A 15,435-nucleotide genomic window follows, 5' to 3' on the forward strand; every position below is an offset into this window, starting at 1 on the left:
TTCGCACACTCTCAGCGTACCACCTGGCGTGTGGTGTCGAAACCCCCTCAGTTCGTAAAGGAAGTCGTGGGCCGGTGCGCTGAATCCCGATTCAGGCTCTCACGAGGAGAGGAAGGCGGACAGCCAGTCGCACGGCAGCCAGGGCCGAAAGCATTCCGACCACGAAGACCAGCAGGAGCCAGACGCCACCTGTGACCCACGGGACATCGGCTCCCGCGGAGAGAAGTTGAGGCAGCATCGAGACCAGAGCCGCTACCGTTCCGAAGCACAACCCCCAGATCAGCAGCAGAGCATTCTCGCACAGAATCATGCGGGTGATCAGCCCGTTGCCAAAGCCAATCGCTCTCATCAGCGAAAGCTCGGCTTGCCGCTCCCAGACATTTCTCAGCATGACGGTTGCCAGCCCGATGGTTCCCAGCAGCAGCCCCAAACCACCCAGAGCCTGGAACGCGGCGAGGTAAGTGTTCTGTACCGCCAGAAACCGGGCGATCCGCACTCCCACCGGTTCGAGGTCGAGGCCGTATTCGACTAAACGCGATTCGAGAAGATTGATCGCGGGTTGTTCGTCGGCTGGTGGTAGTTCGATGAGAAAGTACCCATATCCCTTCTGTTCGGGATAGAGCCTCAGGAAGTTCTCATCGGACATCAGGAGCGCACCTTGCAGCACAGATCCATCGAGCATCCCGGCAATCTTTAAAGGGGGCGAACCAGAAGGTGCTTCTGGTGCAGGAAGCGTGGCTCCGGGGCCCTTCTTGAGGCTGTAGAGCAACGTGTTAATATCGCCAATCACAGGGATCGCATCAGTACTCGAACCAAGCAGTACCTCCCACGGATTCGCTCCTGTTGCACCGACAAACTTAAAGCCACCGCGTTCGATGAATGAACGCGGCACACCCAGAATCGTGGGGGCCGTCGCCTGGAACAGGTTGATGCAACTGGCATCTTCTCCCGGCTTCACGCGGAACTGATAAGCCCGCATGGCATCGAGCAGCCCGGCTTCTTTCGACCCTGTGGGGAATTGAAGCTGGAGCGATTGCCTGCCTGCGGGTGTGTTCAAGTCGTACAGGATCGGACTGGCCGATTCTCCCACGAGAGCGAAGCCACCATTCCCACTGGACTTCACAGGTCGGTCGGCGGCTGGGTTTCTCTGCCCCGCAGCGACTGTCACAATCACAAAGGTGGCTGCGGAGATCATGCCGACTGTCAGCAGACTGCGCTGCCTCGCTCGAGTGACGTTTCGCTCTGCCAGTCTGGTGATCCCCTCAAAGCCACGACCTTGGAGCACACTTATGACAGGCCGATCCAGCCACGCACTCAGCGTCCAGAGGGAGGTGGCCAGCAGCAGGATCCCGGAAACGAAGAATCCCACAATCTGCCACGACAATCCGCCAAAGGCTTCGCTGGCTGGAACCACACCGGCAACCAGGAAGACGATCATCACAGCCGAGATTCCACCACTGGTCATGGCCTTCCAGCGTGCCTGAGAATATCTCGAGGGTTGATCTTCCATGAGGTTGCTCTGACCGGAAAGAAGATCCCGGATCTCGATCCGGGCGAGATCCCGCAGTGCCCACCAGACGCTGAACATCGCACCGGCAATAGCAATCGCTGCCCCCATGGCAAGACTGCCGGGAAGAACATAGAGGTCAATCGCACTGGTGCGAATCGCCCCCTTCCACCAGTTGGTCAGGCCGTAAATCATGAGTCGGGCATACGCGGTTCCCAACAGCAGGCCCATGAGTGAACCCAGGCATGCCAGCCAGAAACCTTCGCAGAGAAGCAGCCAGCGGATCGATGTGGGTGTGAATCCTGTGGCAGCCAGTAGACCCAGCTCGCGGGTCCGCTGCTCGACACCCAGCCGGAAGAGCAGACTGATGAGAATCAAGGCGGCCACAATCAGGAAGAAGCTGAAGCCAATAAACAGCCCGGTGAAATCTGTGGCTCCCGCTGCCGTTTTCAGGCCGTAGGCTTTGAGTGGCTGGAGAGATAAGCCCGCTGCCGACAGATCGAGTTGCTCCACCGTTTGCGACACGAATTGTTGTTCGATCGCCTCGCGGTTTGTACCTGCTGGCAATGCCAGGCGAATCGACGTCAGCGTCCCGTAGCGGCTGGGCCAGAGTTCTTGGGCTGTCTCAAGCGACAGGAAGAGCTTCGGCAGGGCCTTGTACTGATCCCAGTATTCATCATCACGGGTCGTCACCAGATCGAGCTTCATCGGAAATGGCTGATCCCAATCCGACAGCGAATCGACATCGGTAATCCCCTTGACCTCAGGAGTCAGATGACGGTCAGCGGCTGGTCCCTCGATCTTTGTGATGGCCTGAACCTGGAACAATCCTGATTCTTCGGGAAGCTCGCCGTGTGCTCCGACCTGATGCCATTTGAGTTCAAGCTCGTCACCGACTTTCGCACCCAGGTCTGCAGCAAGATAGGTGTTGATCATCACCCCACGACCAGAGAGTTGAATTGGTGTCGCAGGTTGACCACTGGCAACAGTCGAAGGCTCGACAAGCGGGAATGGGCCAAAGGGTGGTTCAAGGGCTTTGGCATTGATCCCGGCGACAGTCGAGTACATGGAGTACTGCCCAGGTTCTCCACCCACTTTTCGAATCGAGTTCGCGAGGTAAACCATGACTGGCGAACTGGCCAGCTTCAGCTTGTCGGCTGCTGATTGAATGGCCTGGGCCAGCGGCTCTTCGAGCAACATTCGCTCGCTGTCAACACTCAGCCCCCCAATCGCAGAATCATTGATGACCCGAAGCTGCAGATCGCTGAAGGAAATGACACTTCGCAAAGCCTCTTCAATAGCGGATTGGTCTTCCGGAGAGGCCAAGGCATTTTCAGGAGTCGTCGCTCTCGTATCATGAAAGAAGATCGCATTGACTCGGGCCGGTGAGCCTTGAGGATCCCGGCGACTGGGCCGAACTTCACCCAACCCCAGATCCGTCTGGAGTGTCTTGAGATTCACGAACAGGCTGACGGGATCGAGCTGGCTGGGTGCCAGTCCAAAGTGAGCTGCGGTCACCTCGTGGGGAAGAATCTCGCGAACAGTGAGCGTGACCTCCTGCGAGTCGTTGTCTTTCTTGCCCAGCAGAGTATCGCGGGGAACCGCCGACGGAAGCTCAACCCAAAGTGTGATCGTGTCTCCGGCCCGCGCTTGAAGTGCTTCAGCCAGTGCCGTGGTGATCAGAGCTTCTCGCGCAGCAGGAGGTGCCACTCGCGAAACTGCTGGCGAAGAGCTGGCGCTGGTCGCCGATCGATCCAGCCAGGACCAGAACTGTTCATCAACGCCATAAGCCATCACCTGCCCTGCCCGGCGAACGAGCGAGTCAGTTCCGGATTTCGGTGATTGTTGATGTTCAACGCCCCCGCGCAGCATTAGTGCCGGGGCGATCTCAATCCCCTGATCTTTGAGTTTTGCCTGCAATCGGGAGGCGAGATCTTCTCGAACAAACCTGGGCCCGGTGATGACAGCATCGACTTCCCCAAGGCGGCGCAAGGTCATGGCCCGCAGACTGCCGCGCATGGAGTCGCCCACCAGCAGCGCACCCGTCACAACGGCAGTCGCCGCAATGACTCCCAGCCAGACGGCCAATGAGGTTCGCCAGTAGTGACGGAGACTGGCTTTGATCAACTGGGAATGGCGAAGCGAGGTGGCTCCAGAATGTGGCATCGTCAGCTCAGTTTGAAATTGTGGTGCGTCAAAGGCTCGTCATCGACTCGATCAGCGGGCAGCGTGGTGATTCCACCTCATTTCATCCTACGAAAATCAGAGACCAGTTGCGCCGCATCCTGGAAGATCCCGGCTCGTCAGAAATGTGCGTCGAGGTCACGATCCGTGAACTTTGTGAGAAATGCAGGCGTGGTCAATAAAACTGCGCGTTTCGTCAATGATCAATCCCCATGACCAAATTAGCATTATTCACCGATTGATCATGCCCGCCCGTTTGAGCTACGCTCAGAGCCTCGTAATCTGGACGAAACCGTGACTCTTGATCTGACGACGACCATGCCATCTGCCGACCACACCGAAATCAGTCCTAAACCAGCGGACACCTCCGGGCCTGCCTTTGATGACATTGTCGTCGGGGCTGGCGTGATTGGTCTGGCACATGCCTACGCACTCGCACGTCGTGGCCGCAAGGTGCTGGTCATCGAGCGGCATGCCCGGGCTTTAGGGGCTTCAGTTCGCAACTTTGGAATGATCTGGCCGATTGGCCAGACCTTAGGCGCGAACATGAATCTGGCCCTCAAGAGTCGCCAGATCTGGGCCGGGCTGCTGGAACGATCAGGGATCTGGCATCATCAAGGGGGCTCGCTGCATGTGGCTCATCACGATGATGAAGCTCAGGTCTTGCGTGAGTTTCACGAACTGGCCACTCAAGCGGGCTATGAACTTGAACTGCTGGATGCCCGGGCGACGACCACCTGCTCAAGGGCCGTCAATCCACAAGGACTCAAACTTTCGCTTTACAGCCGTCATGAGATTGCTGTCGATCCGCGCGAGGTCATTGGGAAACTGCCAGGTTATCTGCGGGCCAACTATGGTGTGCGATTTGAGTATGGCCAGATGGTCCGTTCGATTGATGGCCAGAAGGTCAAGACTTCTGCGGGGCAATGGTCGGCCCGGCGTTTCTGGCTCTGCACGGGTGATGAAACACAAATTCTGTACCCGGAGATTTTGACCCGGCAAGGGATGTTCCCCTGCAAGCTCCAGATGCTCCGCACCGCGGCTCAAACGGGCGATTGGAAAATCGGGCCACACCTGGCTGGCGGGCTGACACTCCGGCATTACACCTCGTTTGCAGCCTGCCCGACACTCGCCGAACTCAAAGCACGAGTGGCTCGCGAAATGCCTCTGATGGATCACTTTGGGATTCATGTGATGGCTTCACAGAATGGGCGCGGCGAACTCACGATTGGTGATTCGCACGAATACAACCCACCCGAAGAACCCTTCGGTACCGTCTCGCCATTCAACACCCGGCAGATCGATGACCTGATCATGAACTATCTGAAAACCATCATGGTCGCACCCGATCTGGAAATTGCCGAGCGCTGGTTCGGAGTTTATCTGAAGCACCCCGGCAAGCTGTTGTTTGAAACGGCTGCGGAACCACATGTCGAGATCCTGACCGGCATCGGTGGGAATGGCATGACTCTCTCGATGGGTGTGAGCGAACAGCATGTGGCCCGTGTGCTCGGAGAAGCAAGCACTCAGGATTTGGCTCCTGAGAGTGCGAGTACGAAACCAGCACTGGTGTAGCTGTGAAACCTTCGCCTACGTCTGCGTGGGAGAGGGTGGCACGGAGTGCCGGGTGAGGTTTCTTTCGTGGCGAAGTGAAGCGGCCATGAACACTTCCACTGGGTGCCACTGCTGGCTTGCCAGGAGTGCTGATCCCACGATGTTTTCGGCGTCAGAACTTATTGATGACAGCACGGGGTCAAAGAACCTCATTGATAGAACACCCAATACGTTTGGACTCGCCCTCATCCCAACCTTCTCCCGTCGGAACGGGAGAAGGGGCAAAAAACCCTCGCCCGCGTCTGCGTGGGAGAGGGTGGCACGGAGTGCCGGGTGAGGGTCTTGCCGATGGATGTGTATGAGTCACTCAGGTATCCGCAGGAACGCCGATTGACTATCAGAGAGCCGGAGATGAAAAGCGTCCCGCAATGAAGCCGGTGGTGGATAGAAAACCCAATACGTTGGAACTCGCCCTCATCCCAACCTTCTCCCGTCGGAACGGGAGAGGGAGATTTGGATGCCTGATGCAGTCGCGATCACGACTGACGACTTCAGCCCATCAAACTCTTGGTGACCATTAATATGGAGAGTGGCATCCATCGCACAATGGCGTCAGTCTCCAAAGGCTCACCGCGAGTTCGACCACAGTTCCCGATTTTCGGCTGCCAGAAACGCGGTCAGAATCATGTGAGCAGCGAGCTTATCCACCGGGCTGACGGGAGCCTTTTTTCTGGACCGATTCTGAGGTGAAGAGCCGCCGGTACCGGGCGATTTCCTGGAAGTTCGCCCACTGGCGGGGTTGTTGCCAGAGCGTGGAAAAACTCCATCCTGCCACAACAGCAGTTCTGCCGAGACCGAGGTGTATCGCTCATCCCAGAATCGAAGTGGCAGACTGGTGCAGCGAGCCAGCCATCCACCGAATTGCCGGGCTTCTTGCGAGAGCTCACTTTCTTCACCACTGGTATGAAGTGGCAGACCCACAACCAAACCTGCGACGCGGTAATCGAGACAGGTGGCCCTAAACCATTCCTGATCGACTGGCTCTGACTTCCTCTGATAGATCTCCATGGGCATGGCCAGATTCTGCTCGAATGTCGAGATTGCCAGACCTACCCGCTTCTGACCGTAGTCAACTCCCAGGAGACACCCTTCGCGAGGAAATGCCTGCTCACTCGCCGACTGGCCTTCTTCCGGCTGCTCACCAGAGATTGGAGAATCCTGTGGCATCAAGTGATCCAGGCAAAATAGGGGGTTGATTTTCAGGGGTGTCGCAGCGGAGAAAAATCTCTGTCGAGCTGGCGTAACATGCATTTCGACATCAGTTTACGCAGTTTCGGGACTCTTCGTGAAGTCGATTGTCTCGTTCGGGAAGCCAGATTGACCCATTTTCCAGCCCAGACATATACTCCCGGACGCTGGAATACTGCCCAATCTGCAGGCTGACAACCTGAAGATGGCCGCAGTCTTCCAACAAGTTGCCAGGGAAGGTCATCGTTTGGCAGTTCTTGCCAATTTTCGCCGGGGTCTTTCGGTGACACATCCAAGGATGGATGTGACAAGACAGGAGTGCCCGTGAAGGGCTATCTCAGACTATCGATCTGGGTCTTCATTGGACTCGTCGGATTGCTGCTGGCAATCACGGGGATCGGTAGCGGTGCGCACCTCTGGGCACGCACAACAGCTCCTCAAGAATCGATCAGTCTCTCGGCGGACTGGCTCCAGGAATGGGAACAGGGACGCGAGCACATTGGGCTGTTCCGTGGTCACTGCCAGATCACTCAAGGGCCGACCACGTGGCAGGCCGACAAAATGGTCGTCTGGGTCGAAAGTGCCGATGTCGATAGCACGGTCGTCGAAGATCGACTGGTGGTCTGGCTGGAAGGGAACGTCCAGGAAATCTCGGCCACCGGTCATCGAAGCGATTCTTCCAGGCTGCTGAAGCTGAGGACGATTGCAGGAGTTGACCTCTCGGTTCGAGGTCGAGTCAGTGATCAGCCCGCGATTGATGACGCACTATATATAAGGGCGCTCAAGCAGCGGTTCGCCGGAACTCCTGAAGCGGCCCTGGCACGCAGTGAACTCCTGCAGACACAACTGACGGTCGATCCTCCGGCACTCACGATACCGCCGGGTTCGGGGAATTCCGGGTTTGCCAACCCGGGTGTGATGACGCCACAGCTTGGTCAGCCTGCTCCCTCGATGAACAATTCGCCCGCTCCAGCCGCCATGCGGCGAGTGAGGATCTTCCCACGCAGTGCCGTTCCTTTCGATGTTCGCAGCTTCCGCAATGAGAACACATTGCCGCCCGAGCAGGTTGTGCAGTTGACCGGTGGTGTCACGATTATCGTCGATGGGATTGAACGCGTGGGGGTGATCGACCTTTCCGCGGATAACGCAGTCATCTGGACAACTGCCCTCGGCAAAGAAGAGTTCTCGACAGAATCTCTCCAGACAGGCGATACGCCTTATCAGGTCTATCTCGAAGGGAACATTGTCATCCGGCAAGGCGAGAACATTGTTCGCGCCACGCGAGCCTTCTACGATGCCCGCGAAGACCGCGCTCTCATTCTCGATGCCGAACTGAAGAGCATCATTCCTGATCAGCAGGGGCTGACGGTACGAGTCCGGGCCGAATCCATTCGCCAGCTATCCCGCGATACGTTCCAGGCCCGCAATGCCTACGTGACGACGAGTCAGTTAGGGGAACCGGTTTACAGAATTCAGTCGAGCGATATTTTCATCGATCAAAGGACATGGTCTCCCTGGTCACAGCCGACGGTGGATCCAGAGACAGGTTTACTGAAGCCGAACACGATCCCGTGGGTTACCGCTCAGAACAATGCCTTTGTCTTTGGAAGTGTGCCGCTGCTCTATGCTCCGGTGATCTCAGGGCCGGCAGAAGATCCGAACATCCCGATTCAAGGTTTCACATTCGGTCAGGATAATATCTTCGGCTCGCAGATTCGCACCCGATGGGATGCCTTTCAGATCTTTGGTCTGCAGAAACCCGCCGACACTCGGTGGACTCTCGAAGCGGATTACCTTTCGGATCGCGGGCCATTCCTGGCGACCGATGGCAAGTACCGTGGACTTGATAACTACGGCAACAGCTTCTTTGGTCAGGGCCTGGCTGCCTATGTCAATGATGGCGGTGTCGACAACCTCGGTCTTAACCGGCGCGATCTCGCGTTCCCGAATGCCAACCGCGGGATTGTCGATGCACAGCATCGGCATCAGTTTCTCAACGGAATCGAACTCCAGGCCGAAGCCGGCTATGCCAGCGACCGTAACTTCCGCGAACAGTATTACGAGCAGCAGTTCGACACAGGCAAAGATCTCGAAATGTATCTCGGGATGACTCAAAGATACGATCAGCTCGCATGGTCGATCTGGGGTCGCCCGAGTGTGAATGATTTCGAATACACTACCCAGTGGTTACCCCGAGGTGATCTGTTCGTGCTGGGGACTCCCCTGCTCTCCAACATCCTGAGCTACAGTTCGCACAGCTCAGTCGGCTATGCGCAGCTCGATAATGCGGCACCACCACCTGACCCCAACGATCTCTTCACACCGCTCCCGTATTACACAGATGCCAATGGTCTGGTGGCCATGACAAGGCATGCGATTGAAGCACCATTCCAGCTTGGAGAACTGATGCTCGCCCCTTACGCGATGGGCGAAGCGGCATTCTGGAGTGATGGCTTCACGAATGATTCGATTGACCGGTTCTATGGCCGGGCGGGGTTAAGGGCCAATCTGCAGATGTGGCGGGTCTACCCCTATGTGCAGAGCGATCTCTACAACCTGAATGGCCTGGCTCACCGAATGAACTTCGGAGCCGACTATGGTTATGCGGCCAGCAGCACAAGTCTCAGTGAGATCCCTCAGTGGAACGAATTTGATGACAACGCGCAGGAGCGATTCCGCGAACGTCTGGTCGTGAACACTTTCGGTGGCATCCTGCCCAATGTCTTCGAGCCGCGAAATTATGCCGTTCGATCTGGTGCCGCCACGGGCGTCGCTGATCCTTACCATGAGCTGGTGGATGATCAGCAGGTTCTGGCACTCTCGTGGACACATCGACTGCAGACAAAAGTTGGCCCACCGGAACGATTGCGGATTAAAGACTGGATGACACTCGATCTGGGGGTCAACTACTATCCCGATGCAAGTCGAGACAACTTTGGCGAACCGTTCGGCCTATTCAATGCCCGTTATGCCTGGTATGTGGGTGATCGAACCAGCATTCATGCCAGTACGTTGCTGGACTTCTTTGATGATGGCCAGAAGATCTTCAATGTGGGTGTGCTGACTCAGCGCAGCGTTCGCGGCAGTGCTTACGTGGGCTTCCGACAGGTGAATGGCGGTGCCCTGCTCAGCCAGATTTTGACCGCCAGTTACAGCTATCAGATGAGTCCCAAGTGGATCTCCACAGCGGGAACAGCCTACGACGTGGGTGAAGGTCAGAATCGCGGCCAGTCGCTCACAATTACTCGTGTTGGCGAATCGTTCCTGGTTCATCTGGGAGCCAGCTACGACGCCAGTAAAAACAACCCCGGGATTGCCATTTCGATTGAACCCAAGCTGGGGAATCGTAAGACATCCCCGACCATGATCAGCCCTTTGATGGGGGCAGGCTTCTAACTGAGCGGGCTGCGAGGAACGGAATCCATGAACCCAGCATCCTTGAAAGCACTGGCCAATTCGTCTTGCGGCAGGACGGAAGAAAATCCCGCTTCTGCTGTTGATTCTCATCCACGCGTCGATAGCCCGGTGATCGCCCGGCTGAACGCATCTCCGATGCCAGGATCGTTACCGAAACTCGCGCCGGGATCGTCGGCGGTTCGAGATCAGGACACAGAAGCAGTTCCCATCGATCCTTTAAAGATTCGGATTCATCAATCAGCCGTTGATCGTCCCGAATGGCGACAGCGTCTGGTGGAAATTGAAAAGGGATTAGCCACCGCCCTGCGCACAGACAGCACGCTGTTCATGCATCTGTTTTTCGATTCGATCATTATGGCCAGCGGGGCTGTGCTCGGTCTGCATTTGTGGCAATGGGTGGCACTGACGGCCACATTGATGATCGTGTTGACTGTTGAACTCCTCAGCCAGGCGATTCGCCGACTGGCACTGTTGGCTCACCGCCCTCACGAAAAACGCACGCCACTCACCGAAGTGACACATCAGACAGAAGCGCTCTGTTTCGCAGCCAGCTTCGTGACCATCCTGGGTGGGTTGGTCATCACCACGTTGATCTTTGCTCAACGCATTTACGAAACGATTCCTGAGTAAGCAAAAACGCTCGGTGACCTTACTTTGGTAGGGTGCATGAAGTCTTCGGAATGCACCAGCGAAATCGTCACATGTGCCGATCGATCCCGATTGGTGCATTGGCATGCACCCTACAAATGCTTCGGCTGGGTGGCCCGGCCAACTCGTGGCCGGGTCGTCGTGCATTGCCACGACGACAAGACGCTGCGCCAACCGCGTGATCTGCCACAAACCTTCCCACGTTGTTGAGTGGGATGTTCCTGTAATCGATCGCTTCCCATCGTCGACAGGCAAGGTTCTACGATGATCGACACCGCTTAACTCTGCTCATCAACAAGGCTCACACATCCAGATCGTCCACCTGATTCGCCTGCTCCATGATCAGCTTGTAGCGCTCGGCCGGTTCCTTGCCCAGAAGTTTTTCAAACGTCTGGTCGGCTTCAAGCTGATTATCAATATCGATCCGGAGCAGGATGCGTGTCTTCGGATCGAGTGTCGTCTCTTTCAACTGGGCGGGAGTCATCTCTCCCAGTCCTTTAAAGCGAAGCACATCCGGGTTTCGATTGGCAGGAAGTGAATCGAGAATCTCTTCCTTATGCAGATCATCTCGGGCATAGAAGATCTGATTGCCGGACTGAATGCGGTACAACGGGGGCTGTGCCAGAAACAACTTGCCCTGTGTGATCAACGCCGGCATGTGGCCAAAGAAGAAGGTCAGCAGCAGCGTACTGATGTGATATCCGTCGGAATCGGCATCCATCATCAGAATGATCTTCCCGTAGCGCAAGCGATGCAGGTCAAAATTCGGCCCGATCCCGGTCCCTAATGTCTCCACCAGATCCTTGATTTCCTGGTTATCAAGGATCTTTGCCGTCGTCATGTTCTGGGTGTTGAGTACCTTGCCGCGAAGTGGCAGGACGGCCTGAGTTCGACTGTCGCGGCCCATGCCGGCCGTCCCACCAGCCGAAAGACCTTCGACAATGAACAGCTCGGATTCATCAGCATTGGTGGATCGACAATCAAGGAGCTTGCCAGGCAGACTCAGTCTGCGGGCCGCGGGAGATTTCCGGCGAACTTCACTCGCTGCCTCACGACTGGCGGCACGAGCTCTTGCGGCCAGCACAATCCGCCCGACAATCGCGTCGGCTGTTGTCTTGTTACTCGACAGCCAGTTCTCGAGTGCGGGCCGGATCTGCCCTTCGACGACACTCGACATCTCAGGATTATTGAGTTTTTCTTTGGTCTGGCCCTGGAACATGGGCTCTGCGAGAAAGACCGAAAGCAGCCCCACAATTCCTTCGCGAATGTCATCGTTCTGGATCGTGAGTCCTTTGATCTTGATATCGTGCACTTCCATGTAATTGCGTACGGCTTTGCCGATGGCACTTTTCAGGCCACTTTCATGTGTGCCGCCAGCGTGGGTGCGAATGCCGTTCACATAACTTCGCAGGTGCTCATCTGTCGATTCTGACCAGCGGAAGACGGCTTCGACCTTGTAGCTGCCATCATCTTTCGAGAACTGAAACAGATTCTCATGGACAGGTTTACGCTGCCCTTCGGTCATCAGGCGGGCCAGATAGGTCTGTAATCCATCGGGATGATGCAGGACGACAGTTTCCTTTTTGGCTTCGTCGATCAATGTGATCTTGAGCCCGGCATGAATGTACGAAATGTCTTCCAGATGAGCCTTGATTGTCTCGATGCTGAAGACTGTTCGGGCGAAGATCTCTTTATCAGGCCGGAAGAAGATATCGGTTCCGCGTCCCCGGAATGGACGTACCTGCTTGAGAGCGGTGGTGGGTTTGCCGCGTTTGAAGCGTTGCTGCCATTCAAAACCATCGCGATGGATGGTGGCGACCATTTCTTCCGACAGGGCGTTCACCACCGATGAGCCCACACCATGCAGACCACCACTGCGGGCGTAGGCATTCTTGCTGAATTTTCCACCCGAGTGGAGCGTAGTGAGGATCGTTTCGAGAGCCGATTTTTTCGTTTTGGGATGCAGATCGACAGGAATACCGCGACCGTTATCACTCACGGAACAGGACTCGCCATCTTTATGCAAAGTGACCGTGATCTCGGTCGCTTCACCCGCGAGGCATTCATCGACGCTGTTATCGACAATCTCCCATAAAAGGTGATGCAGCCCGCGGGTATCAACACCTCCGATATACATGCTGGGTCGGCGGCGAACGGCCTCCAGACCTTCGATGACTTCAATATCTGATGCGGTATAGGCTGTCGCCATGTCACTTCCTGATCGACTGAATTTTTCGCTTGAGTACTACCGCTTTGTGCCATGCTTGCAGCTCTGGGCAAGCATGTCTGCAAGATGATCTACACTGGCTCTTGAGAGTCTTCTTTCCAATCGATCAACTTTCAATGCTGTTCCAATCCACCAGTGCAATCTCGGGTCGCACAATTTCGGCCACCTGGCTGCGATGGCTGACCTTGACCCCCTTGCCTCCACGTGTCGTCAGTGCATATTTCATCTGCCCGCAGGTCAGTTCCTTTTCGTTGGCCAGCTTGAGCCTTAACACATCGCTGGGTCGCGACATGAGTGCCGCACCCAGAACGAGATCCTTTTCTTTCTCTTCGAGGCGAATGCCTCGCACACCTTTTCCTGCTCCAGAAAGGACAGGAATCTCATCGAGTGAGAAGTGAATCAGCCGAGCTTCGCGAGTGACGAGAAAGACTGATGTCTGATCAACGATCAATTCGACCTTGGCCACCACATCACCTTCTTGAAGCTTACAGAACTTCCGGCCCGATCTCGTGCTCGCCGTCCGGAATGGCTGCAAGGGGACACGCATCACCTGCCCCTGGGCTGTGGTGACAAACAGATGCGGCGGTGCGGGTTCGGCTCCTTCGGCTGTCTCTTCAGCAACCGCAGTAAAGCGAGGGTCTGTCGTGACGGCAGCAATCACCTGCACGCCATCTTTGAACTTGTAGTGCTTGGTGAGTGGCTCCCCGTAGCCGGAAGAAACGGGCACTTGAGAAATGGGCATCGTGTAGGCAATGCCGTCGCTGGCAAAGAAGATCACATGATCGACGGTGCTCCCGGGGAGGACATCGAGCACCTGGTCGCCTTCACGGACTCGTGTCGATTCCACACTTTGCAGCCGGCCGACACGTTTGATCCAGCCATCTTTGCTGAGCACCACGTTCGTATTCTCGCGAACAATATAGTGCGATTCATCAAACTCAGTCACTTCATCGGAAGAGCCCAAAGTTGTTCGCCGCTTATCGCCAAACTGCTCACTCAGCTCACGCAGTTCGCCTTCGATGACATTCCAGATGCGATCGTCTTTGGCAAGAATACGAGTGATCCGGTCGGCCTCTTTCTGTTTCGTATTCAGTTCCGCAAGGACAGTATCAATTTCCAGTTGGGAAATGCGGTACAACTGCATTTCGAGAATCGCCATGGTCTGCGGTTCATCGAGCGGAAAGGCCGCCATCAACTTGTCGCAGGCATCTCGCTTGCCGTTGCTGTTGCGGATGATCTTGATGGCCTTGTCGATCCCGTTAAAGATGATCTCCAGGCCGCGCAGGATGTGAATTCGCGCCTGCAGTTGATCGAGTTGAAACTGAAAACGTTTCTTAACCACCTTCAAACGGAACTTGAGAAACTCACCCAGCAGACGATGGAGTGGCAATCGTGCGGGAGTCAACAATCCCTGATCATCCGGAATCAGGACCGTGCTGTTGTAGTTGAAGTTCTGCTCGAGTGGCGTCTTCTTGTAGAGGAACGCCATCACTGATTCCGGGTCACTCCCTTTCTTGAGTTCCAGAACCACACGCAAGCCGTGTTTATCGTCGGTTTCGTCAGCCGCGTTAATCAGTTGAGGCAGTTTGCGGCTGGCGATCACATTGCCAATCTCTGCCAGTAGCGGCCCGGTTTCGACACCATAAGGGACCGAGTAGATCACCACCCGGTCTTCCACTTCGGCTCGCTTCTCTTTATCCATCCGCCATTCGGCCCGCACCTTGAATGCCCCACGCCCTTCCTCATAAATGGGGAGCATCGCTTTCCGATCGGTAATCATCCGGCCACCCAAAGGAAAATCGGGGCCCTTGATGAATTTGAGCAGTTCCTTGGTGGACGCCTCAGGATTTGTAATGAGGTGAATACAGGCATCGAGCACTTCCTTCAGATTATGGGGCGGCATATTCGTCGCCATCCCCACGGCAATGCCAGCAGTGCCATTGACCAGCAGATTGGGAAATCTGGTCGGCAAGACGACTGGTTCTTTGCGGGTGCCGTCATAGTTGGGCCGCATTTCGACAGTGTCGAACCGCAGCTCATTCATGAGCTGTTCGGCAATGCCCGTCAACCTGGCTTCGGTATATCGCTCGGCGGCAGCGGGCAGGCCCATGATGGAGCCAAAATTTCCCTGCCCGTCGACGAGCGGGTATCTCAAGGTGAAATCTTGAGCAAGGCGAACGAGCGTGTCGTAGACCGATTGATTGCCATGAGGGTGATAATTGCCGGTGGTATCGCCGGAGATCTTCGCGCACTTGCGCGTCTTCGCATCCGCCATCAGCCGCAATTCTTCGTACATCACGTAGAGGATGCGACGCTGGACGGGTTTGAGACCATCTCGAACATCGGGCAAAGCACGCGACTGAATGACAGACATCGCGTAGTTAAGGTATCTCCGCCGGGTCTCAGAGGAGATTTCCCGAAACTGAATACGGTCTTCCTGATTTTCTGTCACGGAGGATCCTGGTGTCGAACTATTTCGTTTTGGCACTCAATCAACCTTCCTGGGAGAGCTTGACGCTCTTATCGGCTGGGAAAAGCGGGTGGCTTTTGCCGAGGATCATGACGGATTTCGCTTCTTTGGCAAACTTTTCCGTTCAGCGGGTTTTTGCCGATAAGCGGGAATACACCAGTCTTACGAGATTTGCAACTC

General features: G+C 55.9%; 7 protein-coding genes. 3 read left to right on the top strand and 4 right to left on the bottom strand.

All coding sequences use genetic code 11. The annotated features are described in order from the left end of the window. Positions 1-91: 91 nt before the first annotated feature. Complete coding sequence (locus A6X21_RS03955; RefSeq protein ID WP_068846197.1) at positions 92-3,673, bottom strand: ABC transporter permease; 3,582 nt, start codon at positions 3,671-3,673, stop codon at positions 92-94. A gap of 312 nt (positions 3,674-3,985) precedes the next feature. Between A6X21_RS03955 and A6X21_RS03965 the strand changes: the two genes are divergently transcribed. Then, entirely contained in the window at positions 3,986-5,266 is a 1,281-nt protein-coding gene (locus tag A6X21_RS03965) for a TIGR03364 family FAD-dependent oxidoreductase (RefSeq protein ID WP_083233386.1), read from the top strand. Between the two features lie 606 nt (positions 5,267-5,872). Here the strand turns inward: A6X21_RS03965 and ruvX are convergent. Continuing rightward, positions 5,873-6,472: a Holliday junction resolvase RuvX gene (gene ruvX / locus A6X21_RS03970; RefSeq protein WP_068846199.1), complete on the bottom strand. Its 600-nt coding sequence runs from the start codon at positions 6,470-6,472 to the stop codon at positions 5,873-5,875. A gap of 345 nt (positions 6,473-6,817) precedes the next feature. Here ruvX and A6X21_RS03975 point away from each other — a divergent pair, with 345 nt between their 5' ends. Both A6X21_RS03975 and A6X21_RS03980 read left to right on the top strand, forming a co-directional pair. Next, the gene (locus tag A6X21_RS03975; protein ID WP_068846200.1) at positions 6,818-9,889 is read left to right on the top strand and encodes an LPS-assembly protein LptD; all 3,072 of its coding nucleotides are present in this window, start codon (positions 6,818-6,820) and stop codon (positions 9,887-9,889) included. A gap of 27 nt (positions 9,890-9,916) precedes the next feature. Further along, the gene (locus A6X21_RS03980; RefSeq protein WP_068846201.1) at positions 9,917-10,540 is read left to right on the top strand and encodes a diacylglycerol kinase; all 624 of its coding nucleotides are present in this window, start codon (positions 9,917-9,919) and stop codon (positions 10,538-10,540) included. A gap of 319 nt (positions 10,541-10,859) precedes the next feature. Here the strand turns inward: A6X21_RS03980 and A6X21_RS03985 are convergent, their stop codons facing one another. After that, positions 10,860-12,767: a DNA gyrase/topoisomerase IV subunit B gene (locus A6X21_RS03985; RefSeq protein ID WP_068846202.1), complete on the bottom strand. Its 1,908-nt coding sequence runs from the start codon at positions 12,765-12,767 to the stop codon at positions 10,860-10,862. 124 nt (positions 12,768-12,891) lie between these two features. After that, the gene (locus A6X21_RS03990) at positions 12,892-15,237 is read right to left on the bottom strand and encodes a DNA gyrase/topoisomerase IV subunit A (protein ID WP_068846203.1); all 2,346 of its coding nucleotides are present in this window, start codon (positions 15,235-15,237) and stop codon (positions 12,892-12,894) included. Between the last annotated feature and the right edge of the window lie 198 nt (positions 15,238-15,435).

The organism is Planctopirus hydrillae (genome assembly GCF_001707835.1).
In the GTDB taxonomy this organism is placed as follows: Bacteria; Planctomycetota; Planctomycetia; order Planctomycetales; family Planctomycetaceae; genus Planctopirus; species Planctopirus hydrillae.